Genomic DNA, 21,603 nt, shown 5'->3' with positions numbered 1-21,603 from the left:
GTCCACTAGTGTACCAACGGCTGGCTGCGACGCCAGGAGGCACGGCGCTCCCCCGCCCCGTGAGCAGATCGGGGCGGGGCCGAGCGGGTGTGCCGACCTTTCGCCCCCTTACACGGCTGCTATGGAAGTCCGGGTAAGTTGATCCGGATTATCAGGAAACCCGAACAGCTTAGCAATCATTCCCAACGAAAATCCAAACGTTTCCTCGACACCCTGGTCAGGCAAGCCTCGACGCTTTGCGAACAGGCGCCAACATTTGAGGAGCCATTGAGGCATTTCCATCCCGATCTCTCGGTCTAACGGCTCAACCTTATTCCACTTATTGGAACTGATCTGCTTCCTAAACAAAACATATTGATAATCATCAATAATTCCGAGTTGCTTTGCCCAGTGGGCGATTGCTTGCATAGACATGCGCCAGCGAAGTTTTAGACCCTTCAGATGACTTAGTCGCGTCGAAAAGAACTCACGCATCATAGATGCGCGAGGGAAGAGAAACGCCGCCGCAAATGTATGGGCTTCAGCTTCGATGCGCTCACGTACCCCTTTTTCCTCAAGATCCTCCTGAGCGATGTCTCGATGCAAAAGTAGGTGTGCCAATTCGTGCGCAGCATCGAAGCGTGAACGGGAGCAAGATTGCTTGTCAGATCCCAAAAGGATGTACGGACGCCGCTCTATCCAACAAGAGAATGCATCAACGTCTGTAGACTCTAGATCCATACGGGTGACAATGATGCCGTGCGTTTCGAAGAGAGCTATGACGTTCGCAATAGGCCCATCGCTGAGGCCCCAATGCTTCCTAAGTGTTGTGGCCGCCGCTTCCAGCTCCTCCTGGGAGTAGCGCCCTTCACACTTAGGTGGAGCAATCTCTGGTAAATTGTAAGCCGGAAGCTTGATTTCAGATCCGACAAGATTGACTAATTCCCAAAGCCACTTAACTTTAACATCAAGCGCATAATTTAGCTTATTGGACCTTACGCCGACGCTTCGAAAATATCTCGTTCCCTGGTGTCTTTCGATCGAAGGGCTTGGCCTCAAGAAAAAGGGGACTGGCTGTTCCAGTGCATCGGCCAGCCGTATAATCACGGACATATCCGGCCGGCGCTCCCCGGTTTCATAGTGGCCAATAGCTTGTCCGCTCATGTCAATTGCGCGCGCCAATTCCGCTCGCGACATCTGCTTCGCAAGGCGCGCCTCAGCCAGCCGGCTCGGCGAAAATCCTGCGCTACGGTCGGGGAATGAAAGAACTTTACTCATTGTCGCGGAAATGACGCTCGATACTCTCAAGGATTTCAGGATCGGGAGACTCAGTAGGACCTTCGGGCGGCGTCAATGTGCCTATCGCAATGTGCGGCAAGCGCATCAAATTCTGTGTGCGAAATATGTGACTATTTCGCTCCGGGTCTGGGTAGGCGATATGTGCGAAATTGAGATTTTGATAGCCGTGAAGGATGTGAAGCGACCTTCTCTCTCCGTCTTGCTTCGCTTGTTCAATTTTCTTAAGACGCTCGCTTTCATCATCTTGGAAAAGAAGGGCTTGGTTTGACTCCTCGAAATTCATTCGGAACACAGCTTTACGGGGCTTCTTAGCCGGATCCTCGACTTGGTTCGCCGTTATCAATGCGCGTTTGGTCCGTATAACAAAATGCTTGCCCGTCGGTCGTGCATACTGTTCCCAGTCGCCATCAAACGGTAAATCTCCTGTCCTTACCAACCGTTCCAATTCGAACGACGCTGCAAGCATGATAAGATCGCCTCGCTGATACATGCCTCCAGGAGTGGAGAGATAGGGGTTGTGATCAATTGTTCGATCAGCGGTGGCATATGCCCGCCGGAGGGCCGACGGAATGAGAGGCCACACTGTTTGAGGGAACTCTTCTTCGATGAAGAGCTCTGCGGGATTTGAGGCTGACATGAGCTGCCTGTAGTAAATCGCAATTTGCTACAGAAGCCGATATTCCAAGCAAAATGTCAACAGCGGTGATGTCAGCCCCTCTGTAGGCTCTCCGCGAAATCGTCTGGGATCTCGCCCCACTGGCCGAGGATCGTGACGCCTTCCAGCTCGCCCGTCTCGTCGTCGGCCACGACCTTCAGCGCCGCCGCGCCGGGCATCCGCTTGGCCAGGTTCTCGGCCTTCTTCAGCGCACCGCTCTCCGTCGGCGCTGGCTCCTGGCGTGCCGGCCTCAATCGCTTCCGGTGCAGCTCGAATGGCTGCACCACGAACGCCGTCTTCAACGTCATCGCTGTCCCCCACTCTCCACAGTTTGAACCGTGTTCTCCATCGCCCGGATCGGCGGCCTAACAGCCTTCACCCGCTGGCGATTTCGGCCCGAGTTCACATCCGTCCACCGACACCGCAGAAACCTTTCGGCGATGGATTGAACCGCCGCTCCGGCTGATGTTTGTTCTGTTTCCGTTCTAGCACAGCGGGGCGCTGCGTGCATCTTAACCGGATCGACGAACTGCTGATCCACAGTCCCGACGCCGTCCGCGTGCCCCTGATTGGCCAAGCGCTCTGCGCCGGATTCCCGTCCCCTGCCGACGACTTCCTGGAGGGGGCCCTCGAACTGCCGCGCTGGCTCGTGCCGAACCCGCCGGCGACGTTCCTGTGGCGCATCTCCGGCACGTCGATGGAGGGCGCCGGCATCCACGACCGCGACCTCGCCTGCGTCGACCGCAGCCTCAAACCCGCCCATGGCAGCATCGTCGTGGCGGCGATCGACGGCCAGATGTCGTGCAAGCGCCTCGTGATCGCGGGCAACGTCGCGCGGCTGGCCTTCTGCAACCCGGATCTGCCGGCCTTCGCGGTCGAGGAACTCGGCGAGGGCGTGATCTGGGGCGTGGTGCGCTTCTCGATCCGCTGGCACGTCGCCCGCGGGCAGATGTCGTGAGCACGCAAGAGGCCCGCCGGCGCGACCGGATCGGCGGCGGCCGCGCCGTGGCGCTGATCGACGGCAACAGCTTCTACTGCTCGTGCGAGCGCGTGTTCGACCCGAAGCTCGCCCGGGTGCCGGTGATCGTGCTCTCGAACAACGACGGCTGCGCCATCGCCCGGACAGCCGAGGCCAAGGCGCTCGGCATCCGGATGGGCGACCCGTACTTCAAGATCCGCGCGATGTGCCGCGCCCAGGGCGTGCGCGTGTTCTCGTCGAACTATACGCTCTACGGCGACATGTCGGGCCGCACCAACGCGGTCTACCGGCAGTTCGCGCCCCAGGTGGAGATCTACTCCATCGACGAAAGCTTTTTGAACCTCACCGACGTGGCGCCGGCGCTCCGGGTCGAACTCGCCCGGGACCTGCGCGCCACCGTGCTGGCCTGGACCGGCATCCCGACCTGCGTCGGCATCGGCCCGACCAAGACGCTGGCCAAGCTCGCCAACCACATCGCCAAGACGGTGCCGGTGCTGGACGGCGTGTGCGACCTGACCGACCCGGAGGCCTACGCGCACTGGCTGTGCCGGATCGCGGCGGCCGAGGTCTGGGGCATCGGCCGGGCCTCGCTGGCGAAGCTGGAGGCGATGGGCGTCGAGAGCGTGGCGGACCTGCGCGACCTCGACCCGCGGCCGGTGCGCAAGGGGCTGACCGTGGTGGGCGAGCGGATCATCCACGAGCTGCGCGGGCTCGCCTGCCTGCCGCTGGAGCTGGTGCCGGCCCGGCGCAAGGGCTGCGCGGTGACCCGCTCGTTCTCCGGCCGGATCGAGGACCGCGCCACCCTGGAGGAGGCGGTGGCCGCCCACGCGACGCGGCTCGGCGAGAAGCTGCGGCGGGAGGGGCTGGGCACCGACCACGTGACGGTCTTCTACCACACCAGCGAGCACGACCGGGACGCGCCGATGCGCTCGGTCACGACGACGGTGAGCCTGCCCGAGCACAGCTCGGACACGCTGGCGCTGATCAAGGCGGCGCGGCACGGGGTGGCGAAGACCTGGCGCGAGCCGGGGGAGCGGCCATGGCGGTACTCGAAGGCGGGCATCGTCACGAACGACCTCGTGCCGCTGTCGCACAGCCCGCGGGCGCTGATCGGCGCATTGGACCGGGCGCGATCCGGGCCGCTGATGGCGGCGATGGACGCGTGCAACGCCCGCTGGGGCCGGGGCGCGGTGGTGCCGGCGTGGGCGGGGCTGGTGACCCGGCGGGACTGGGCCACGAAGTTCGAGATGTGCACGCCGCGCTACACCACCCAGGTGGAGGAGCTGCCAGTGGCCTATGTCTGAGAAGCCTCGGCGGCCGCGACGCGCCAACGTGGCACCTGCGGGGTACCTACCCTGATGGCCAATCCATCAGCCTCCAGGCGATCGAGTGCGCGGGATGCGTGAAGGGTTCGCTCCCGACCGGGCAGACCGGCGCGCTCGACGATCTCGGTGGCGGTCGCAGGCTCCGGCGTGAGCGCGCCGAGCACGCGCAGGCGGATGTCCTTACGCGGTCTGGCTCCGCCAGGCGCACGGGCTTTGGGCTGAGTGTACATAGCTATGCCGACGCGATCAGCATCCAGTTGCGCGCCTCAGCCAGTCGATCCACGTCGTCGGCCTCTGGCATGTCGGCGATGACGCGCTCGACGATCTGGCGGAGCGCGGTATCGTCCAGGCCGAGCCCCTGCGCGTAGCCGTGCAGGCGCTGCGTTAGCCGAGCGACCACGATGTCGTGCTTCGCGTGCGGTTCCTCGCTCATTCCTGAACCGGGAAGTCCATGACGACCGCGATCTTCACCATCGTGCGGCGCAGGCCCGGCTTCGTCGCCTCGTCGGCCAGGAGCTTCTTGGCCTGCGGGCGCATCTCGATCGCCTTGGCGACGTCGATGGTGTGCCCGGACTTGAAGGCGATAGGCTTGGCGTTTTCGTCCGCGAGATAGGCCGCGGTGGCCGCCTCGATCTCGTCGTCCGACACGTCAGACTTGCGGTGCAGGTCGCCGACGCTGGGCATCTCTTTGGCCATGGCTACGAGCTAGCGCAGGGGCGCCGTTTCGTCCACTAACCCGCGGGAGACCCAGGAACGAAGCATAACGGAAACAACGACTTACTGTTGCGGGGTCGTTAACAGACCTTTTAAACCAACGCCATCAACACAATACGGTGTGAAATGAAGCGCACTGCCGCCGTATCGGCTGTGGAAGAACGGACTTCCCCGGGCCCGTCGCCACGTCTCGACGCGTCGAATCCGGACTAAGGCGCGTCTACCGCAGCGGCATCGATCCTGGGTTTAACGCAGCGTTAACCATGCGCGCGGCAGTTTTTGCCGAGCGCGCTCGTTCCGGCGCGGCGATGCCCGACCGGAGGCGACCATGGCCCTCACCGATCTGCCCGTGCTCGGCATGCTGCGCACCCGGATGCAATGGGCCCAGGCGCGCCAGGGACTGATCTCGGAGAACGTGGCCAACGCCGACATGCCGGGGTTCAAGCCCCGCGACCTCGTCGAGCCGCGCTTCGATCGGGCGACCGGCGCCCTGGCTTCCGGCTCGACCAGCCTCGCCCTGACGAGTCCGGCCCATCTGGCGCCCGCGGGGCAGGGCGGCGGGGCCGAAGCCAAGCGCGCCAAGGGTTTCGAGATCCGCCCGAGCGGCAACGGGGTCAATCTCGAAGACGAGATGATGAAGGCCGGCGACAACCAGTCGGACTATCAGCTCGCCGCCTCGCTCTACCAGCACAGCCTGACCACCCTGAAGATCGCCATCGGCAAGAGCTGACGTCGGCCGACCGGACGTGGCGAGAGGAGGGCGTTGAGCCATGGAATTCAGCAAGTCGATGGCGGTGGCGGCGGCCGGCCTCAAGGCCCAGTCGGGCCGGATGCGGATCATCGCCGAGAACATCGCCAATGCCGATTCCGCGCCGCCTTCGGTTGGGGCGGAGCCCTATCGCCGCAAGATTCCGAGCTTCACCAGCCACCTCGATGACGAGACCGGCGCCCGGCTCGTGGAAGCGGGCCGCGTCCGGCGCGACCCGTCCGCCTTCCGGACCAAGTTCGAGCCCGGCAACCCCGCTGCCAACGCACGGGGCGAGGTGCAGATGCCCAACGTCAACGCGCTAGTCGAAAACATGGACCTGCGCGAGGCCCAGCGCTCCTACGAGGCGAACCTCAACATGATCACCGCCACGCGCAAGATGCTGTCCCAGACACTCGGCATCCTGAAGTGATCGGTCAGGAGCGATAGCGATGGCTTCGAGCAACTTCGCGGCGGGCGCCTACGCCGCCGTCCAGGGCATCGCCTCCGGCCGGCCCGTCCCCAAGGTGCAGTCGACGGCCGAGACCGGCACCGACTTCATGCAGTTCCTCGGCAAGACGCTGGAGAACGTCGGCGATGCCGGGCGCCGGGCCGATGCCCAGGCGGTCTCGGCCGCATCCGGCAAGGCCAACGTCGTGGACGTGGTCACCGCGGTCGCCGAGAGCGAGACCGCCCTCCAGACCATGGTCGCCGTGCGCGACCGCATGATCTCCGCCTACGAGGAGATCATGCGGATGCAGATCTGACCGGGGATCCCAAAGGGCTCCGCCCTTTGGCAGGGTATCGGGGCGGAGCCCTGATATCGGGCTTCGCCCGACGATCGGGCAGAGCCCGACCGCAGGGCTCCGCCCTGCACCCGCAAAAGGTCGACGACCTTTCGAAACTATGACCTGTTTTCCTTCGGATCCGTCCTCGCCATGACCGGACTCGCCATCCTCGACGTCGCCCGCGACGGCATCTTCGTGTTCCTGAAGATCGCCGGACCGCTGATGCTCGTCTCCCTGGCGGTGGGCCTCGCGGTCTCGCTGGTCCAGGCCCTGACCCAGATCCAAGAGCAGACCCTGATCTACGTCCCCAAGGTCGTGGCAGTCTTCGCCGTGCTGCTCCTGATGCTGCCCTTCATCGGCGACGCCATGGCGGGCTACATGACCCGCATCGCCGCCCGCATCGCGATGGGCGGGTGAGGTCCGTCCCGGCCACGACAGCGGCGCAATCCGCGTGTCAGGGGGGCGGCGATGAACCTCCTCCTGCCCGGGATCGCCTCGGCCTTCCTGATCACCTTCGCGCGCGTCGGCACGCTGATCATGCTGATGCCCGGGATCGGCGAACAGTCGGTCTCGCCGCGCCTGCGGCTGGCCTTCGCGGTGCTGACCACCCTGGTGCTGTTCCCGACCGTTCGTCCTTTGCTCGGCGGCACGGAGGGTCTCGCCGGGCCGCGGCTGATCGGGCTTTTGTTCGGCGAGACGATCGTGGGGCTGGTCCTCGGCCTCTCGGTGCGGATGGTGCTTGCGGCCCTCCAGACCGCCGGGACGATCATCGCAGCGCAGATCGGCCTGTCCTACGCGATGACCGTGGATCCGAGCCAGGGCGGCCAGCAGGTGGCGATCGGCAACTTCCTGTCGCTGCTGGGCATCACGCTGATCTTCACCACCGATCTGCACCACCTCGCCATCGAGGGCTTGGCGCGGAGCTACGACGTCCTGCCGCCGGATGGGGTCCCGGCCTTCTCGGACGCGCTCACGCTGGCGACCCGGGCGCTCGCCCGCGGCTTCACCCTGGCGATGCAGATCTCCGGGCCGTTCATCGCGTTCGGGATCCTGTTCAATCTGGGCCTCGGCGTGCTGTCGCGCCTGATGCCGCAATTGCAGGTGTTCGCCCTGGCGGTCCCGGCCTCGGTGCTGGTGGGCGTCGTGATCCTGATGGGCTGCCTCGGCGTGATGATGGGCGTCTTCCTGGACGATATGGGCCGATACCTCGCCGAATCGATCGGGCGCTGAGGTAGTCGCGGGATGGCCGAAGGCGCGGACGACGAGGACAAGACCGAGGAGCCGTCCCAACGGCGGCTGGATCAGGCGATCGAGCGCGGCGACGTCGCGACCAGCACCGAGATCAACACCTTCGCGATCCTGGCGGCCTTCACCCTCGCGCTGCTGCTCGCGGCGCCCAGCATCGCGCAGAACCTGCTGTACGGGCTCAGGGCCTACCTCGCCAACGCCCACACCCTGCCGGACGACGCCACCGCGATGCGGGCCGCAGCCGTGCGGGCGCTCTGGCTGTGGCTGCAGGCGGTGGCCGTCCCGGTGGGCCTCGCCGTGGTTGCCGGGCTCGCCGCCGGGCTGCTCCAGCACCCGTTGGTGTTCACCGCCGAGACGCTGATGCCGAAATTCGAGCGGCTCTCGCCCATGGCCGGGGTGAAGCGCCTGCTCGGCATCGAGGCGTGGTTCCAGTTCGGCAAGGGGCTGGCCAAGATCTGCACCGTCGGCGTGGTGGGCGGCGTGGTCCTGTGGAACGACCGCGACCGGCTGGAGGTGTTCGTCCAGCTCGATCCCGCTGCGGCCCTGCCGGCGATCCTCTCCTTGAGCCTGCGGCTGCTCGCCGGCATGCTGTGCGTGCATCTCGCGATCACCCTGGGCGATGCCCTCTACGCGCGGTTCCGCTGGCGCAAGCGCCACCGCATGTCGAAGGAGGAGATGAAGCAGGAGATGAAGGAGTCGGACGGCAACCCGGAGGTGAAGGGCCGCATGCGACAGCTCCGCATGGCCCGGGTGCGGAAGCGGATGATGGCCGCCGTGCCGACCGCCACCGTGGTGGTCACCAACCCGACCCACTACGCGGTGGCCCTACGCTACGAGACCGGCATGGCGGCGCCGATCTGCGTTGCCAAGGGCGTCGACTCGCTGGCCCTGCGCATCCGCGCGATGGCGGCCGAGCACGGCGTCGCGGTGATCGAGAACCCGCCGCTGGCCCGGGCGCTGCACGCCACCGTGGAGATCGACGGCGAGATCCCCGCCGAGCATTTCCGCGCGGTGGCTGAGGTGATCGGCTTCGTGCTGCGTCTGCGGCGTCGGGCGGCTTAGAGCGCTCTCCGACGAAAGGGACGCCGGGTCGGCGTCAGAAAGCGCGTCACGACGAGAGCTTAGAGCCGCGCACGATTGCGACGCGATCGGGCTCAGCTCTCAGACACGGCCCGCCGACGGCCTGCGAGAGGGCGTGTCGCCAGGGCGAAGGCGATCCCGATCAGGGAGGCGACGCCGAACACGGCCAGCATCGCCGTCCCGACTTGCGCCGGGCCGACCATCCGGTCGTTGATCAGCCCGACGAGGGCCGGGCCCGCCCCGAAGGCGACCAGGGTCACCCCGGCCACGAAGGCGGCGCTCACGCGGCCGCGGAGCGCCCGCGGCGTGAGGAGCTGGAGGCCCGCCAGAGCGGATGGGGAAGTGAAGCCAAGCACAGCCACGAGCCCTGCGAACGCCGCCAGCGACATCGCGCGGTCGGCCGTGAGGACCATCGCGGCCGTGCAGGCCGGTGCAGCCGCCAGGCCCATCGCGAGTCCGTACGAGGCCGCCCGCCGGGGCGCGAAAGCCCGGGCGCGGTCGAGCCAGCGCCCACCCGCGAGGTGCCCGACCGGCGCCGCGATGAGCACCAGAAGCCCGAGCCGTAAGCCAGCCTCGGCGGGCGTCAGGCCGTGGACGCGCACGTAGAAGGTCGGCGCCCAGGCGGTCAGGGTCTGCCCGATCAGGACAGCCGCCGCGGCGGCGCCGAAATGCGGCCCATAGGCGGCGCGGTGCCGGACGACCCAGGCGAGGGCCGGCCGCCCCTCGCGCTGCGGCGCCGCGGGCGGCTCGACCACCCGCCGGAGCCCGATCAGGAGCGCGATGTTCGGCAGGCAGGCCAGCAGGAAGAGCGCCTGCCAGGGATGGAGCGTTCCGTAGCCGGGCAGATTCAGGTCGTGCGCCGCCGTCAGCAAGGCCAGAACCGCCCCGCCTGCCAGGAGGGCGAGACTGCGGCCGAGACTGGCTCCGGCGGTCAGGAGCGCCACCGACCGCCCCAGTCTGCGCCGCGGCAAGCGATGCGCCATCAGCGACAGCGCCGCGGGCGCGACCGCGGCCTGCCCGAGTCCAAGGAAGGCCCGGGCGGCGAGCAGAATCGCGAAGCTGGTCGCGAGCCCGCACGCGAGGGTGGCTACGCTCCAGACCAGAACGCTGGCCATCAGCAGGATCCTGCGGTGCCCGGCATCCGCGACGCCCCCGGCCCACGGCATGGCGGCCGCGTTGAGGAGGGCGAAGGCCGATCCCTGGAGGATACCGAGCTGCGCGTCCGAGAGGGCGAGGTCCAGCTTCAGCGGCTGTGCCACCAGGGTGATCAGGAAGCGGTCGCTGAACGCCAGCAGCTGCGTCGCCGCGAGCAGGATCACCAGCCGCCGCTCCGACAGGCCGAACGACGCGTAACGACGTTCCAGATCGGCCATCAATACAGTTCGCTCGTCCAGCGGACCAGGACGGCGTCGGTCGGCCCGTCTCCGGACCGGTCCTCCCGGGCCTCCCGCATAGCGGCGCGGTACCGGCCGGGGGGCATGCCGAAGGCAGCCCGGAACGCGCGGTTGAACCCGCTCTCGTCCGCGAAGCCATGCGCGTGGGCGAGGGCCGACACGGTCCGGCCGTCCTCGGAACGGCGCAGGTCCGCGCGCAGACGCTCGAGCCGTCGCCTCTGGATGAAGCGGACAATGCCACCTTCATCGGCAAAGACCGCGTACAGGCTGCTCCGGGAGGCTCCGATCCCAGCCGCGATCGCCGAACTGTTCAGGCCCGGGTCGGCCAAATGCGCATCGATATAGGCTTCGGCTCGGATCCGCCGCAGCGGCTGCGACGCCTCGGTCGAGAGGAGGCGCGCCAACGGCGCGGCCGTCGCGACGCTCAAGCCCAGGCCGAGGAGTTCGGCCGCCGTGGCAGCCGCACGCTCCACCGCGACCGGGGGCAGATCGTCCGCCCGGCGGACCAGGGACGCAATGAAATCGGCCAGCAGCCCGGCAGCGGCCGCGGGCAGGACGATCCCGTGCACCGGTTCCAGATCGCTGACCGAGGCCTCGACCACCTCGCGGGCGAGCTGGACGGTGATCAACCGGGCCCGTTCGACCCGCGTCCAGTGCGCTCGGCGCGTATCCACCACCATGATCTCGCCCGGCCGCAGGCGATGGCCGGCGCCGAGGGGGCCGCCGGTGAGATCGCCGGACAACAGGAGGTGCAGCGTGATGTGGTCGAAGCCATCATGGCGCACGCGCCCGGGACCACGCATGTGCAGCAGGCCGCCGAGCTCCCGCTCGAACAGGATCATCCGCCGGAAACGCCGGATCCGAACCTCGGCGCGGAACGGCCCATCGGCGGGCTCGACATCGGCGCCGATGCCGTAGAGGCGCCGATAGCTCTCGAAGCCGGCGCCGTCCGTCCCCCGAGCCGCAAAGAAGAGTTTTTCCACGCGCGGAGTCAGGCGGTGACCGGTTCGGCAGCGCCGCGTGATCGAGCCGGTTCGACGCGGCGCGCATACGCGCCCGGATCCACACGGTTAAGCGGCTGTCGCCGCTTGGACATGGGTCTCGTCTGCATGAACGTCTCGAATATCAATTCGGACTGTAACGAGATGCGAGGTCCGAGCAGCCAGTCGATCACGCTTTCGTGATCAATTCGCCCAGTGGTGCGGGCCGCGACACCCGGCGTGCCGCGTCGGTCCGGTCGATCTGCCCGACGCGCGAGGGCGAAGACGGATGAGGCTCATGGTCGAACGCGACAGACCCCGGCTCGGATATGTGCGCGGCGAGCCATCCTCCTTCGCGTTGGCCGGCGCCGTGGCCACGCCCTTGGATCTGTCTCGTTTGTCGAGATCCGGCGTCGTGACGCCATGGTCATCGGCGGCCGGAGGAAGCTCCCAATCCCCGGATGGCATTGCGTCAGCGCGTGAAACCGCGCGAAAGCCACGCTTCGTCCACCTTTTTTCGCGAGGCTGAGCCGAGGCTTGGCGCGATGCGCGTGATGCCGCGCGGCCCTTGCCCTGATATGGCCGGCCGGCCTAACCGGGGGGAACGTTCTGGAAATGAAGCCGATGGCCGACGTGACTGGACCTCCGGCGCCCGCCGCAGGCGCGCCGAATGCAGGATTGCCGGTCGTCGCCGCTCAGGGTGCGGGATCGCAGCCGGCTGCGCCGCAGGCGACCGGCTCGATCGACCGCTCGGAGCAGCCGGGCCGGGTCGGGCTGCTGCTCGTCCTGGCGGGCCTTCTGGTCGGAGCCGCCATCGGCCTGTCCTTCGTGGCCAACGAGCAGGCCCAGTCGCTGATCGTGTGGCTGCTCGCCCTGCTCGCCATGGCGGGCGTGTTCTTCCTGTTCGCCCTCGCCATCGGCGCGCTTCAGCTCAGCGGCAGCGCCGCCCGAGACGACATCACCAAGGGCATCGTCGACGCTTCGCCGGACGGCGCACTGGTGGTCGAGGATGGTGGCCGGCTGATCTACGCCAACGAGGCCTATCTGCGGATCGCTGGGGGCGACACCTTCTCGAACCTCGTGCCGGTGGAGCGCATCCTGGTCGGGCCGCCGGAGGTCTCCGAGGCGGTCTACCGCCTGTCGCAGGCCTCGCGCGACGCCCGGGCGCACACCGAAGAGGTGCGGATGTCGCCGCCGCTCGGCCCGCTCGCCGGCGAGCGCAGCTTCGGCTGGTACCGGGTCTCGGTCCGGCCGTTGGCCCGCGCGCGCCGGGCCGCCGCCCTCTGGACGGTCGCCGACATCACCGCCGAACGCGAGCGCCAGGAGAACGTCTTCCAGGAACTCCAGCACGCGATCGATTATCTCGACCACGCCCCGGCCGGCTTCCTGTCGATCGATCCGGCCGGCGCCATCGTGTACATGAACGCCACGCTGGCGGCCTGGCTCGGCTACGACCTCGCGAGCGTCGGCCCCGGTGGCCCACACCTCACCGAGATCGCCCCCGAGGCCGACGTCCTCGTGCGCGCCGCCGGAATGCCCGGCGAGGTGCGGACCGACCGCTTCGACCTCGACCTGCGCCGCCGGAACGGCCACACCCTGCCGGTGCGGCTCTACCACCGGATCGCCTTCGGCAAGGACGGCAAGCCCGGCTCCTCGCGGACCTTCGTGATCAACCGCTCCGCCGGGGCCGAGACCGACGAGCCGCAGCGCGCCGCCGAGGTCCGCCTCGCCAGGTTCCTCAACAACTCGCCGATTGCCATCGCGACCCTCGACAGCACGGGGCGGATCGCCCGGGCCAACGCCTCCTTCACCCGGCTGTTCGGTACGGTGCCGCGGCAGGCCGAGGACGGCGCCATCGACGGGGACGGCACGCACCGGGCCGAGCCCAACGTCGGCGACTCGGTGACCGACCGCACCAGCCTCGAAGCCGGGCTCGCCCGGGCATCGCGCGGGATGACCGATCCCGAGCCGATCGAGGTTCAGCTGACCGGACCCGGTGGCCGCTCCGCGCGGGTCTGGCTGAGCCCCGCCGACGGCGGCGATCCCGGGCAGCAGACCGACGAGGCCGAGCGCGTCATCCTGTACGCCCTCGACACGACGGCGCAGCGCCAGCTGGAGCAGCAGGTCGCCCAGGCCCAGAAGATGAACGCCGTGGGTCAGCTCGCGGGCGGCATCGCGCACGACTTCAACAACGTGCTGCAGGCGATCATCGGCTACTCGGACCTGCTGCTGGCGAGCCACCGGCCGACCGATCCGGCCTTCCAAGACATCATGCAGATCAAGCAGAACGCCAATCGGGCAGCGGGCCTCGTCCGCCAGCTCCTGGCGTTCTCCCGCCGCCAAACCCTGCGGCCGGAGGTGATGAGTGTCGGCGAGGCGCTGTCGGAGCTCACGCTCCTGCTGAAGCGGCTGCTCGGCGAGCGCGTCGCCCTGGAGTTGAAGCACGGCCGCGAGGTTTGGCCCGTGAAGGCCGATGTCAACCAGTTCGAGCAGGTGATTGTGAACCTCGCGGTCAACGCCCGCGACGCGATGCCGGAGGGCGGCAAACTGGTGATCCGCACCGAGAACGTCACCGATCCGGGTCCCGCAGCGGTGGCCGAGGGGCGGGGCGGGGCGCCTGCGGGCGATCACGTGCTGATCGAGGTCCGCGACACCGGACAGGGCATCCCGCCCGAGCTGATGGAGAAGATCTTCGAGCCGTTCTTCACCACCAAGGAGATCGGCAAGGGCACGGGCCTCGGGCTCTCGACGGTGTTCGGTATCGTCAAGCAGTCCGGCGGCACGATCGACGTGCAGTCCACGGTCGGGGAGGGCACCGCCTTCCGGATCTATCTGCCGCGCCACATACCGGTGGCGGAACCCGAGGAGGTGCCGCTCCCGGCCCCCGCACCAGCCTTACCGCGGACGGACGCCGCACGGCTGCCTGGTTCGTCGAAGGCCGAGGGAAAGATCGAACCCGTGGGGCCTGCGACCCCGATCGAGCGGACGCCGCCGCGCCAGCCCGCCGCCGACCATACTGGCCAGGGTACGATTCTGCTGGTGGAGGACGAGGATCCGGTCCGCGCGGTCAACAGCCGGGCCCTCTCGGCCCGCGGTTATACGGTCCTGGAGGCGGCCTCTGGTCTCGAGGCGCTGGCGATCGTGCGCGAGAACGCCCAGCCGATCGACCTCGTGGTCTCCGACGTCGTCATGCCAGAGATGGACGGTCCGACCCTGCTGCGGGAAGTGCGCAAGCACCAGCCGGACCTGAAGGTGATCTTCGTCTCCGGCTACGCCGAGGACGCCTTCCGCAAGAACCTGCCGGAGGGCGAGACCTTCAACTTCCTGCCAAAACCCTTCAGCCTGAAGCAGCTCGTCGAGACCGTGAAAAAGACGATGGCAAGCTGAGGGGCTGGGCCACCGACCCTTCAGGCACCGGCGCAAACAGCCTCATCCCGGCACGCCGGGTATGAGGGGCGGCGCGGCCATTGCGCCACCGCCGGATCCCACAGCGCGAGACGGACCAGCCACGCTCCCGCAACGCATGCAATGCAAATTGACGGGCACAACGCCCGGTCAGAACACCCGCGCGCCCTTGCCGATTGAGAACAAAACAGGTACACAAGACGGACGTTGACGCGCGTTGTGAACGGCGCTCAACCCCTTCATAAGGATGCCGCCAGATGGCCCAGCCCGCATTGAAAGTGGTCGACATGCCCCCCGCGGACAAGGACAAGTCCAAGGCGATCGACGCCGCCCTGTCTCAGATCGAGCGTGCCTTCGGCAAGGGCTCGATCATGCGGCTTGGCAAGAACGACAAGGTGCAGGAGGTCGAAACCGTCTCCACCGGCTCGATCGGGCTCGACATCGCGCTGGGCGTCGGCGGCCTTCCGCGCGGTCGCGTCGTCGAGATCTACGGCCCCGAATCGTCGGGCAAGACGACGCTCGCCCTTCACACCATCGCGGAAGCCCAGAAGAAGGGCGGGGTCTGCGCCTTCATCGACGCCGAGCACGCGCTGGACCCGGTCTATGCCCGCAAGCTCGGGGTCAATCTCGACGACCTGCTGATCTCGCAGCCCGACACCGGAGAGCAGGCCCTGGAGATCACCGACACGCTGGTGCGCTCCGGCGCCATCGACGTGCTGGTGGTCGATTCGGTCGCCGCGCTGACCCCGCGGGCCGAGATCGAGGGCGAGATGGGCGAGAGCCAGCCCGGCCTGCAGGCGCGCCTGATGAGCCAAGCCCTGCGCAAGCTGACCGGCTCGATCTCGCGCTCGAACTGCATGGTCATCTTCATCAACCAGATCCGGATGAAGATCGGCGTGATGTACGGCAGCCCCGAGACGACCACGGGCGGCAACGCCCTGAAGTTCTACGCCTCGGTGCGCCTCGACATCCGCCGTATCTCGACCCTGAAGGACCGGGACGAGGCGATCGGCAATCAGGTCCGCGTCAAAGTGGTGAAGAACAAGGTTGCGCCGCCGTTCAAGCAGGTCGAGTTCGACATCATGTTCGGCGAGGGCGTGTCGAAGGTCGGCGAGCTGATCGATCTCGGCGTAAAGGCCGGGATCGTCGAGAAGTCGGGCGCCTGGTTCTCGTACAACAGCCAGCGCCTCGGCCAGGGCCGCGAGAACTCGAAGGGCTTCCTGCGCGACAACCCGAAGATCGCCGCCGAGATCGAAGGATCGATCCGGCAGAATTCAGGCCTGGTGGCCGAGAAGATTTTGGAGACCGCGACGCCGAGCGCGGACGATCTCGACGAGGGCGAGGCCTGATCGGCGCTGCCGCATTCTAAGAGGGTTTGCGGCGGCATTCTTCGCAAGAGACGTAGGACGGCCCCGGAGCATCTCCGGGGCCGTTTTTCTTTCCGAGCGCCGTGCCAACGCCGAAGGTCAAGATGCCCGTCGAAACCGACCGCCGCATAATGCCGGAGGCTCAAGGACGATCGCACAGGCTAGGCTTGATCTGATGCGCATAGGTACAACCATCGGCACCAAGGCCGAACGCAATCCTCAAACGACGAAGCCCGGTGCGAGTCCGACCAATGAAGGTCGGCCTTGCCCGGGCTCTCGTCGATTCGAATAGAAACGATCTGGCGGATGCGGTCGCCCGCAGCCGCCAAGCCATCAGATCAAGCGGCCTCGCCAGCCTCGGCCTGAACCGCCGCCTCGCCCTCGACCAGCTTCCAGGTCTTGGTCTTCGAGAACGGACGGCACTCCTCGATGAACACCGTCTGCCCGACCTTGGCGACATTCGCCTCGTCATGCGCATGGTAGTTCTTCGACCGGCGGACGGTCTTCTTCATCACCGGGTGCGTGAAGCGACGCTCCACCTTCACCACGATGGTCTTCTCACCCTTGTCGCTGACGACGGTGCCCTGCAGGATGCGCTTCGGCATGGTTGTCTCCTAAAACCCGCCTCAGGCCTTGGCCTGCTGCAGCGTCTTGGAACGCTGCAGAGTCCGGACACGGGCGATGTCGCGGCGGACCTCACGGACGCGGGCGACGTTCTCGAGCTGGCCAGTGGCCCCCTGGAAGCGCAGGTTAAACTGCTCTTTCTTGAGGTTCAGCAACTCGTCATTCAACTGATCCGGCGACAACGCCTTAAGATCAGACACTCTCTGGGTCGACTTCACGATAGCCTCCGTTCAGTCGGCGATGCGTTGGACGACCCGCGTACGGATCGGGAGCTTCGCGGCGCCGAGGCGGAGCGCCTCCTTGGCGATGGCCTCGGCAACGCCGTCGACCTCAAACATGATCCGGCCGGGATGCACGCGGGCAGCCCAGTAATCTGGAGCGCCCTTACCGGAGCCCATGCGGACTTCGGTCGGCTTCGAGGAGACCGGCACGTCCGGGAACACCCGGATCCAAACGCGGCCCTGGCGCTTCATCTCGCGGGTGATCGCGCGGCGGGCCGCCTCGATCTGGCGAGCAGTGACGCGCTCGGGCTCCACCGCCTTCAGACCGAACTGGCCGAAGTTCAGCTCGAAGCCGCCCTTGGCCGCACCGTGGATGCGGCCCTTGAACTGCTTACGGAAGCGAGTCTTTTTCGGTTGCAGCATGGCTTCCTACCTTACGCGTGCTCGCGGCGTCCGCGCTCGCGGCCGCCCTCGCCATCGCGCTCACGGCGTCCGCCGGAGCGGCCACCCTCTTCCTGGGCCTTCTTATCCTGGGCCATCGGGTCATGCTCAAGGATCTCGCCCTTGAACACCCAAACCTTGATGCCGCAAGTACCGTAGGTCGTGAACGCCGTGGCAGTGCCGTAATCGACGTCGGCGCGCAGCGTGTGCAGCGGGACGCGTCCTTCACGGTACCATTCCTGGCGGGCGATCTCGGCGCCGCCGAGACGGCCCGAGCAGTTGATCCGGATGCCCTCGGCGCCCAGACGCATGGCCGACTGAACGGCCCGCTTCATGGCGCGCCGGAAGGCGACGCGGCGCTCGAGCTGCTGCGCGATCGAGTCGGCCACCAGGGTGGCATCGATCTCGGGCTTGCGCACCTCGACGATGTTGATGGTCACGTCGGCCTTGGTCATGGTGCCGACGAGCTTGCGCAGCTTCTCGATATCAGCACCCTTCTTGCCGATCACCACGCCCGGACGACCCGAGTGGATGGTGACGCGGCACTTCCGGTGAGGGCGCTCGATGACGATCTTGGAGACCGCCGCCTGCTTGAGCTGCTTCATAAGGGCGGCGCGGATCGCGACGTCCTCGTGCATGAGCTTCGCATAGTCGCCCTTGTTGGCAAACCAGCGGGAATCCCAGGTCCGGTTGATGCCGAGCCGAAGACCGATCGGGTTGACTTTCTGGCCCATCAGTTCCTCCTCAAGCCGCTTCGGCCTGGCGGACTTCACGAACCACGATGGTGAGGTTCGAGAAGGGCTTCAGGATACGCGCGCCGCGACCGCGGGCGCGGGCGTGGAAGCGCTTGAGAACCAGCGCCTTGCCCACGAAGGCCTCGGAGACGACGAGATCGTCGACATCCAGATCGTGGTTGTTCTCGGCGTTGGCAATGGCGCTCTCGAGGCACTTCTTGACCTCGGTCGAGATCCGCTTGCGCGAGAACTCGAGCTCGGCAAGGGCCGTGTCGACCTTCTTGCCGCGGATCATCTGCGCCACGAGGTTGAGCTTCTGCGGGCTGACGCGCAGCATGCGCGCAACGGCCTTTGCCTCGTTCTCGGGGAGCGCGCGGGGGGTGGCTTGCTTGCCCATCTCAGCGCCTCTTCGCCTTCTTGTCGGCCGCATGGCCCGGGAAGGTGCGGGTCGGCGAGAACTCGCCGAACTTGTGACCGACCATCTCCTCGGACACGTAGACCGGGATGTGCTTCTGCCCGTTGTGCACACCGAAGGTGAGCCCGACGAACTGCGGAAGGATCGTGGAGCGGCGGCTCCAGATCTTGATGACCTCGGAGCGCGAGGAACCCCGCGCCGCTTCGGCCTTCTTGAAGAGGTAGCCGTCGACGAACGGCCCCTTCCAGAGAGAGCGTGCCATAGCGATTACTTCTTGCGGTTGTGGCGGCTGGACAGGATGAACACGTCGGTCCGCTTGTTGGACCGGGTCTTCTTCCCCTTGGTGGGCACGCCCCAGGGCGTGACCGGGTTGCGGCCGCCCGAGGTACGACCCTCGCCGCCGCCGTGCGGATGGTCGACCGGGTTCATCGCCACGCCGCGGACGTGCGGGCGCTTGCCGAGCCAACGGTTACGCCCGGCCTTACCGAGCGAGATGTTCATGTGATCCGGGTTCGAGACCGCACCGACGCTGGCGAAGCACTGGCCGTGGACCAGCCGCTGCTCGCCCGAGTTCAGACGGAGCGTCACGTAGCCCTGATCGCGGCCAACGATCTGCGCGTAGTTGCCAGCCGAGCGGGCGATCGCGCCGCCCTTGCCGATCTTCAGCTCCACGTTGTGGACGATCGTGCCCACCGGCATCGAGCCGACCGGGGCAGCATTGCCCGGCTTGATGTCGACGCTCTCGCCGGCCACCACCTTGTCGCCCGGCTGAAGGCGCTGGGGGGCCAGGATGTAGCTCTGCTTCCCGTCGGGGAAGTTGATCAGCGCGATGAACGCCGTGCGGTTCGGATCGTACTCGATCCGCTCCACGGTGGCAGACACGCCCAGCTGCTCGCGACGCTTGAAGTCGACGTTGCGCAGGACGCGCTTGTGGCCGCCGCCGCGGAAGCGGACAGTGATGCGACCCAGGTTGTTGCGGCCGCCGGAGGACGACTTGCCCTCCGTCAGCGCCTTCACCGGCTTGCCCTTGTAGAGCTCACGGCGGTCGACGAGTACGAGCTGGCGCAGGCTCGGCGTGACCGGTTTGAATGTCTTCAAGGCCATCGGCTTGGATCCCTAAAACCCGTCCTCAGAGCCCGGTCGTGACGTCGATCGAGTGGCCCTCGGCCAGGGTCACGATCGCCTTCTTCACGTCGGAGCGCTGTCCGCGGAGGCCGCGGAAAATCTTCTTCTTTCCCTTGGTGACAAGGGTGTTCACGGCCGTGACCTTCACGTCGAACAGCTTCTCGACCGCCTCTTTGATCTGAGGCTTCGTCGCCTTGGGGGCGACGCGGAAGACAACCTTGTTCTGCTCGGTCAGGTTCGTCGCCTTCTCGGTGATCACCGGGGAGACAACGATGTCGTAGTGGCGCGGATCGGCACTCATTTGAAACGCTCCTCCAGCGCGTCGACGGCAGCCTTCGTCAGGACGAGCGTGTCGCGGCGCAGGATGTCGTAGACGTTGATGCCCTGCACGGGCAGCACGTCGATCTGCGGGATGGCGCGGGCGGCCCGGCCGAAATTCACGTCGACCTCGGCACCGCCGATGATCAGCGCGTTGGAGAGGCCCATCTTGCCGAAACGCTCGACGAGCCCCTTGGTCTTGTGATCCTCGATCTTGATGTCGTCCACGACGATCAGGGTCGAAGCCTTGGCCTTGGCCGACAGGGCGTGGCGCAGGGCCAGAGCGCGGACCTTCTTGGGAAGGTCGTGGCTGTGGTCACGAGCCACCGGACCGAAGGCCCGGCCACCACCGCGGAACTGCGGTGCGGAGGCTGCGCCGTGGCGGGCGTTACCGGTGCCCTTCTGCTTGTACAGCTTCTTGCGGGTCCGGTTCACGTCCGAGCGGTTCTGAACGGCATGGGTACCGGCGCGCCGCTTGGCGAGCTGCCAGCGAACCATACGCTGAAGCAGGTCAGCGCGGGGCTCCAGGCCGAAGATTTCTTCGTTCAGCTCAACCGAGCCGGCGCCAGCGCCGTCGAGGGTTTTGATATCGAGCTTCATCACGCGGTCTCCTCAGCCGCAGCGGCTTCGGGAGCCGGGATGGGCGCGCCGTTCTCACGGAACTTGCCCGGCAGCGGAACGTCAGCGGGGAGCTTGCGCTTCACCGCATCGCGGATCTGGATCCAGCCGCCGGCGACACCCGGCACCGCGCCCTCGACCAGGATCAGGCCACGCTCGGGATCGGTGCGCACGACGCGCAGGTTCTGGGTGGTGACCCGCTCGACACCGAGGTGACCCGGCATCTTCTTGTTCTTGAAGGTCTTGCCCGGATCCTGACGGCCACCGGTCGAACCGATCGAACGGTGCGAGATCGACACGCCGTGGGTGGCGCGCAGACCGCCGAAGTTCCAGCGCTTGATACCGCCCGCGAAACCCTTACCGGTGGTGGTGCCGGTAACGTCCACGAACTGGCCGGGGATGAAGTGGTCCGCCGTGATCTCGGCACCGACCGGGATCAGCGCGTCCTCGGACACGCGGAACTCGGCGAGCTTCTTCTTCGGCTCGACCTTGGCGACCGCGAAGCGGCCCCGCTCGGCAGCCGAGACGTTCTTGACCTTGGCCTTGCCGACGCCGACCTGCAGCGCAACGTAGCCGTTCTTCTCGACGGTGCGGTGGGCAACCACCTGGCACTGATCGATCTTAAGCACTGTGACGGGGACATGCTCCCCCGCGTCCGTAAAGACGCGGGTCATGCCGACCTTCTGTGCGATGACGCCTGAGCGCATAGGTTCTCTCCCTCGCGCGATGAAACGGTAAGCTCTAAGTCCTCAGCGGACTCAGAGCTTGATCTCCACGTCCACGCCGGCGGCGAGGTCGAGCTTCATCAGCGCGTCCACGGTCTGCGGCGTCGGATCGACGATATCGAGCACCCGCTTGTGCGTGCGCATCTCGAACTGCTCGCGCGACTTCTTGTCGATGTGCGGCGAGCGGTTGACGGTGAACTTCTCGATATGCGTCGGCAGCGGGATCGGACCCCGGATGGTCGCGCCGGTGCGCCGGGCCGTGGAGACGATCTCCTTGGTCGACGCATCGAGGATGCGGTGATCGAACGCCTTCAGGCGGATACGGATGTTCTGACCGTTCATGTTCCTAGAACCTACAGAGGGACGGCGGGGTGTGCGGGACCTTGGCCCCGCCGCGCCCTGCTAAGGATGCTTGCTCGAGTTC

28 protein-coding genes are annotated in these 21,603 nt (G+C 66.7%); 10 read left to right on the top strand and 18 right to left on the bottom strand.

All coding sequences use genetic code 11. The features are described from left to right. Nucleotides 1–108: 108 nt before the first annotated feature. From OXS27_RS08890 to OXS27_RS08880, 3 genes are all read right to left on the bottom strand, one after another. Nucleotides 109–1,257 (bottom strand): ImmA/IrrE family metallo-endopeptidase, encoded by a 1,149-nt coding sequence (locus OXS27_RS08890; RefSeq protein WP_267355544.1) that lies wholly within the window; start codon nucleotides 1,255–1,257, stop codon nucleotides 109–111. Next, nucleotides 1,250–1,915, bottom strand: a complete 666-nt coding sequence (locus tag OXS27_RS08885) for a hypothetical protein (protein WP_267355542.1) — start codon at nucleotides 1,913–1,915, stop codon at nucleotides 1,250–1,252. The genes OXS27_RS08890 and OXS27_RS08885 overlap by 8 nt, the downstream gene beginning before the upstream one ends. Before the next feature lie 71 nt (nucleotides 1,916–1,986). Further along, entirely contained in the window at nucleotides 1,987–2,241 is a 255-nt protein-coding gene (locus tag OXS27_RS08880) for a hypothetical protein (RefSeq protein WP_267355540.1), read from the bottom strand. Nucleotides 2,242–2,438: 197 nt separating this feature from the next. Here OXS27_RS08880 and umuD point away from each other — a divergent pair, with 197 nt between their 5' ends. Together umuD and OXS27_RS08870 are read left to right on the top strand one after the other, a co-directional pair. Beyond that, on the top strand, nucleotides 2,439–2,891 hold the full coding sequence (gene umuD, locus OXS27_RS08875; protein WP_267355538.1) for a translesion error-prone DNA polymerase V autoproteolytic subunit: 453 nt from the start codon (nucleotides 2,439–2,441) through the stop codon (nucleotides 2,889–2,891). Continuing rightward, nucleotides 2,888–4,216: a Y-family DNA polymerase gene (locus OXS27_RS08870; protein WP_267355536.1), complete on the top strand. Its 1,329-nt coding sequence runs from the start codon at nucleotides 2,888–2,890 to the stop codon at nucleotides 4,214–4,216. Before umuD ends, OXS27_RS08870 begins: the two co-directional genes overlap by 4 nt. Before the next feature lie 253 nt (nucleotides 4,217–4,469). Here the strand turns inward: OXS27_RS08870 and OXS27_RS08865 are convergent, their stop codons facing one another. After that, nucleotides 4,470–4,670 carry a hypothetical protein gene (locus tag OXS27_RS08865; RefSeq protein ID WP_267355534.1) on the bottom strand — a complete coding sequence of 67 codons (201 nt, stop codon included), beginning with the start codon at nucleotides 4,668–4,670 and terminating at the stop codon, nucleotides 4,470–4,472. Beyond that, nucleotides 4,667–4,933: a hypothetical protein gene (locus tag OXS27_RS08860; protein WP_267355532.1), complete on the bottom strand. Its 267-nt coding sequence runs from the start codon at nucleotides 4,931–4,933 to the stop codon at nucleotides 4,667–4,669. The genes OXS27_RS08865 and OXS27_RS08860 overlap by 4 nt, the downstream gene beginning before the upstream one ends. 346 nt (nucleotides 4,934–5,279) lie before the next feature. Here OXS27_RS08860 and flgB point away from each other — a divergent pair, with 346 nt between their 5' ends. From flgB to flhB, 6 genes are all read left to right on the top strand, one after another. Beyond that, nucleotides 5,280–5,681, top strand: coding sequence for a flagellar basal body rod protein FlgB (gene flgB, locus OXS27_RS08855; RefSeq protein WP_243920367.1), 402 nt, complete (start codon nucleotides 5,280–5,282; stop codon nucleotides 5,679–5,681). A 40-nt stretch (nucleotides 5,682–5,721) separates the two neighbouring features. Next, complete coding sequence (gene flgC, locus OXS27_RS08850; RefSeq protein WP_243920366.1) at nucleotides 5,722–6,129, top strand: flagellar basal body rod protein FlgC; 408 nt, start codon at nucleotides 5,722–5,724, stop codon at nucleotides 6,127–6,129. A gap of 19 nt (nucleotides 6,130–6,148) precedes the next feature. Then, the gene (gene fliE / locus OXS27_RS08845) at nucleotides 6,149–6,463 is read left to right on the top strand and encodes a flagellar hook-basal body complex protein FliE (protein ID WP_243920365.1); all 315 of its coding nucleotides are present in this window, start codon (nucleotides 6,149–6,151) and stop codon (nucleotides 6,461–6,463) included. Between the two features lie 171 nt (nucleotides 6,464–6,634). Beyond that, nucleotides 6,635–6,901, top strand: a complete 267-nt coding sequence (gene fliQ / locus OXS27_RS08840) for a flagellar biosynthesis protein FliQ (protein ID WP_243920363.1) — start codon at nucleotides 6,635–6,637, stop codon at nucleotides 6,899–6,901. 51 nt (nucleotides 6,902–6,952) lie between these two features. After that, nucleotides 6,953–7,714, top strand: a complete 762-nt coding sequence (gene fliR, locus OXS27_RS08835) for a flagellar biosynthetic protein FliR (RefSeq protein WP_267355528.1) — start codon at nucleotides 6,953–6,955, stop codon at nucleotides 7,712–7,714. Between the two features lie 12 nt (nucleotides 7,715–7,726). Beyond that, nucleotides 7,727–8,794, top strand: coding sequence for a flagellar biosynthesis protein FlhB (gene flhB / locus OXS27_RS08830; protein ID WP_243920359.1), 1,068 nt, complete (start codon nucleotides 7,727–7,729; stop codon nucleotides 8,792–8,794). A 92-nt stretch (nucleotides 8,795–8,886) separates the two neighbouring features. On the opposite strand, the gene OXS27_RS08825 is transcribed toward flhB, so the two are convergent. Both OXS27_RS08825 and OXS27_RS08820 read right to left on the bottom strand, forming a co-directional pair. After that, nucleotides 8,887–10,185, bottom strand: coding sequence for an MFS transporter (locus tag OXS27_RS08825; protein ID WP_243920357.1), 1,299 nt, complete (start codon nucleotides 10,183–10,185; stop codon nucleotides 8,887–8,889). Further along, nucleotides 10,185–11,189, bottom strand: a complete 1,005-nt coding sequence (locus OXS27_RS08820; RefSeq protein WP_267355525.1) for a helix-turn-helix domain-containing protein — start codon at nucleotides 11,187–11,189, stop codon at nucleotides 10,185–10,187. Before OXS27_RS08820 ends, OXS27_RS08825 begins: the two co-directional genes overlap by 1 nt. A 621-nt stretch (nucleotides 11,190–11,810) precedes the next feature. Here OXS27_RS08820 and OXS27_RS08815 point away from each other — a divergent pair. Then, the gene (locus OXS27_RS08815; RefSeq protein ID WP_267355523.1) at nucleotides 11,811–14,573 is read left to right on the top strand and encodes a PAS domain-containing sensor histidine kinase; all 2,763 of its coding nucleotides are present in this window, start codon (nucleotides 11,811–11,813) and stop codon (nucleotides 14,571–14,573) included. Nucleotides 14,574–14,848: 275 nt separating this feature from the next. Continuing rightward, a complete protein-coding gene (gene recA / locus OXS27_RS08810; protein ID WP_243920348.1) occupies nucleotides 14,849–15,940 on the top strand; it encodes a recombinase RecA in 1,092 nt (363 codons plus the stop codon). Nucleotides 15,941–16,296: 356 nt separating this feature from the next. Here recA and rpsQ read toward each other — a convergent pair whose 3' ends face one another. The 11 genes from rpsQ to rpsJ are packed head-to-tail and all read right to left on the bottom strand — an operon-like array spanning nucleotide 16,297 to nucleotide 21,521. Next, nucleotides 16,297–16,563: a 30S ribosomal protein S17 gene (rpsQ, locus tag OXS27_RS08805; RefSeq protein ID WP_243920346.1), complete on the bottom strand. Its 267-nt coding sequence runs from the start codon at nucleotides 16,561–16,563 to the stop codon at nucleotides 16,297–16,299. Between the two features lie 21 nt (nucleotides 16,564–16,584). Then, nucleotides 16,585–16,800 carry a 50S ribosomal protein L29 gene (rpmC, locus tag OXS27_RS08800; protein ID WP_243920344.1) on the bottom strand — a complete coding sequence of 72 codons (216 nt, stop codon included), beginning with the start codon at nucleotides 16,798–16,800 and terminating at the stop codon, nucleotides 16,585–16,587. Between the two features lie 12 nt (nucleotides 16,801–16,812). After that, on the bottom strand, nucleotides 16,813–17,226 hold the full coding sequence (rplP, locus tag OXS27_RS08795) for a 50S ribosomal protein L16 (protein WP_091719330.1): 414 nt from the start codon (nucleotides 17,224–17,226) through the stop codon (nucleotides 16,813–16,815). Nucleotides 17,227–17,237: 11 nt separating this feature from the next. Further along, nucleotides 17,238–17,978 (bottom strand): 30S ribosomal protein S3, encoded by a 741-nt coding sequence (gene rpsC / locus OXS27_RS08790; RefSeq protein ID WP_243920342.1) that lies wholly within the window; start codon nucleotides 17,976–17,978, stop codon nucleotides 17,238–17,240. Nucleotides 17,979–17,988: 10 nt separating this feature from the next. After that, nucleotides 17,989–18,375, bottom strand: a complete 387-nt coding sequence (gene rplV / locus OXS27_RS08785) for a 50S ribosomal protein L22 (RefSeq protein WP_243920340.1) — start codon at nucleotides 18,373–18,375, stop codon at nucleotides 17,989–17,991. A 1-nt stretch (nucleotide 18,376) separates the two neighbouring features. After that, nucleotides 18,377–18,655 (bottom strand): 30S ribosomal protein S19, encoded by a 279-nt coding sequence (gene rpsS / locus OXS27_RS08780; protein WP_192708807.1) that lies wholly within the window; start codon nucleotides 18,653–18,655, stop codon nucleotides 18,377–18,379. Between the two features lie 5 nt (nucleotides 18,656–18,660). Then, a complete protein-coding gene (gene rplB, locus OXS27_RS08775; RefSeq protein WP_243920338.1) occupies nucleotides 18,661–19,497 on the bottom strand; it encodes a 50S ribosomal protein L2 in 837 nt (278 codons plus the stop codon). A gap of 25 nt (nucleotides 19,498–19,522) precedes the next feature. Next, nucleotides 19,523–19,819 (bottom strand): 50S ribosomal protein L23, encoded by a 297-nt coding sequence (locus tag OXS27_RS08770; RefSeq protein ID WP_020094257.1) that lies wholly within the window; start codon nucleotides 19,817–19,819, stop codon nucleotides 19,523–19,525. Continuing rightward, complete coding sequence (rplD, locus tag OXS27_RS08765) at nucleotides 19,816–20,436, bottom strand: 50S ribosomal protein L4 (protein WP_267355520.1); 621 nt, start codon at nucleotides 20,434–20,436, stop codon at nucleotides 19,816–19,818. The genes OXS27_RS08770 and rplD overlap by 4 nt, the downstream gene beginning before the upstream one ends. After that, nucleotides 20,436–21,161, bottom strand: a complete 726-nt coding sequence (gene rplC, locus OXS27_RS08760) for a 50S ribosomal protein L3 (RefSeq protein WP_243920336.1) — start codon at nucleotides 21,159–21,161, stop codon at nucleotides 20,436–20,438. Before rplC ends, rplD begins: the two co-directional genes overlap by 1 nt. 51 nt (nucleotides 21,162–21,212) lie before the next feature. Next, nucleotides 21,213–21,521 carry a 30S ribosomal protein S10 gene (gene rpsJ / locus OXS27_RS08755; protein ID WP_043351245.1) on the bottom strand — a complete coding sequence of 103 codons (309 nt, stop codon included), beginning with the start codon at nucleotides 21,519–21,521 and terminating at the stop codon, nucleotides 21,213–21,215. Nucleotides 21,522–21,603 lie beyond the last annotated feature (82 nt).

It is taken from the genome of Methylobacterium sp. GC_Met_3 (assembly GCF_026540775.1).
Taxonomy (GTDB): Bacteria; Pseudomonadota; Alphaproteobacteria; order Rhizobiales; family Beijerinckiaceae; genus Methylobacterium.
The sequence above is the reverse complement of the archived record's forward strand: the minus strand, read 5'-3'. Positions and strand labels throughout refer to the sequence as shown.

Excerpts from the sequence above, each read along its gene's own strand:
- OXS27_RS08890 (WP_267355544.1), bottom strand. The coding sequence starts at position 1,257 with ATGAGTAAAGTTCTTTCATTCCCCGACCGTAGCGCAGGATTTTCGCCG.
- OXS27_RS08885 (WP_267355542.1), bottom strand. The coding sequence starts at position 1,915 with ATGTCAGCCTCAAATCCCGCAGAGCTCTTCATCGAAGAAGAGTTCCCT.
- OXS27_RS08880 (WP_267355540.1), bottom strand. The coding sequence starts at position 2,241 with ATGACGTTGAAGACGGCGTTCGTGGTGCAGCCATTCGAGCTGCACCGG.
- OXS27_RS08865 (WP_267355534.1), bottom strand. The coding sequence starts at position 4,670 with ATGAGCGAGGAACCGCACGCGAAGCACGACATCGTGGTCGCTCGGCTA.
- OXS27_RS08860 (WP_267355532.1), bottom strand. The coding sequence starts at position 4,933 with ATGGCCAAAGAGATGCCCAGCGTCGGCGACCTGCACCGCAAGTCTGAC.
- flgB (WP_243920367.1), top strand. The coding sequence starts at position 5,280 with ATGGCCCTCACCGATCTGCCCGTGCTCGGCATGCTGCGCACCCGGATG.
- flgC (WP_243920366.1), top strand. The coding sequence starts at position 5,722 with ATGGAATTCAGCAAGTCGATGGCGGTGGCGGCGGCCGGCCTCAAGGCC.
- fliE (WP_243920365.1), top strand. The coding sequence starts at position 6,149 with ATGGCTTCGAGCAACTTCGCGGCGGGCGCCTACGCCGCCGTCCAGGGC.
- fliQ (WP_243920363.1), top strand. The coding sequence starts at position 6,635 with ATGACCGGACTCGCCATCCTCGACGTCGCCCGCGACGGCATCTTCGTG.
- fliR (WP_267355528.1), top strand. The coding sequence starts at position 6,953 with ATGAACCTCCTCCTGCCCGGGATCGCCTCGGCCTTCCTGATCACCTTC.
- flhB (WP_243920359.1), top strand. The coding sequence starts at position 7,727 with ATGGCCGAAGGCGCGGACGACGAGGACAAGACCGAGGAGCCGTCCCAA.
- OXS27_RS08825 (WP_243920357.1), bottom strand. The coding sequence starts at position 10,185 with ATGGCCGATCTGGAACGTCGTTACGCGTCGTTCGGCCTGTCGGAGCGG.
- OXS27_RS08815 (WP_267355523.1), top strand. The coding sequence starts at position 11,811 with ATGGCCGACGTGACTGGACCTCCGGCGCCCGCCGCAGGCGCGCCGAAT.
- recA (WP_243920348.1), top strand. The coding sequence starts at position 14,849 with ATGGCCCAGCCCGCATTGAAAGTGGTCGACATGCCCCCCGCGGACAAG.
- rpsQ (WP_243920346.1), bottom strand. The coding sequence starts at position 16,563 with ATGCCGAAGCGCATCCTGCAGGGCACCGTCGTCAGCGACAAGGGTGAG.
- rplP (WP_091719330.1), bottom strand. The coding sequence starts at position 17,226 with ATGCTGCAACCGAAAAAGACTCGCTTCCGTAAGCAGTTCAAGGGCCGC.
- rpsC (WP_243920342.1), bottom strand. The coding sequence starts at position 17,978 with ATGGGCCAGAAAGTCAACCCGATCGGTCTTCGGCTCGGCATCAACCGG.
- rplV (WP_243920340.1), bottom strand. The coding sequence starts at position 18,375 with ATGGGCAAGCAAGCCACCCCCCGCGCGCTCCCCGAGAACGAGGCAAAG.
- rpsS (WP_192708807.1), bottom strand. The coding sequence starts at position 18,655 with ATGGCACGCTCTCTCTGGAAGGGGCCGTTCGTCGACGGCTACCTCTTC.
- rplB (WP_243920338.1), bottom strand. The coding sequence starts at position 19,497 with ATGGCCTTGAAGACATTCAAACCGGTCACGCCGAGCCTGCGCCAGCTC.
- OXS27_RS08770 (WP_020094257.1), bottom strand. The coding sequence starts at position 19,819 with ATGAGTGCCGATCCGCGCCACTACGACATCGTTGTCTCCCCGGTGATC.
- rplD (WP_267355520.1), bottom strand. The coding sequence starts at position 20,436 with ATGAAGCTCGATATCAAAACCCTCGACGGCGCTGGCGCCGGCTCGGTT.
- rplC (WP_243920336.1), bottom strand. The coding sequence starts at position 21,161 with ATGCGCTCAGGCGTCATCGCACAGAAGGTCGGCATGACCCGCGTCTTT.
- rpsJ (WP_043351245.1), bottom strand. The coding sequence starts at position 21,521 with ATGAACGGTCAGAACATCCGTATCCGCCTGAAGGCGTTCGATCACCGC.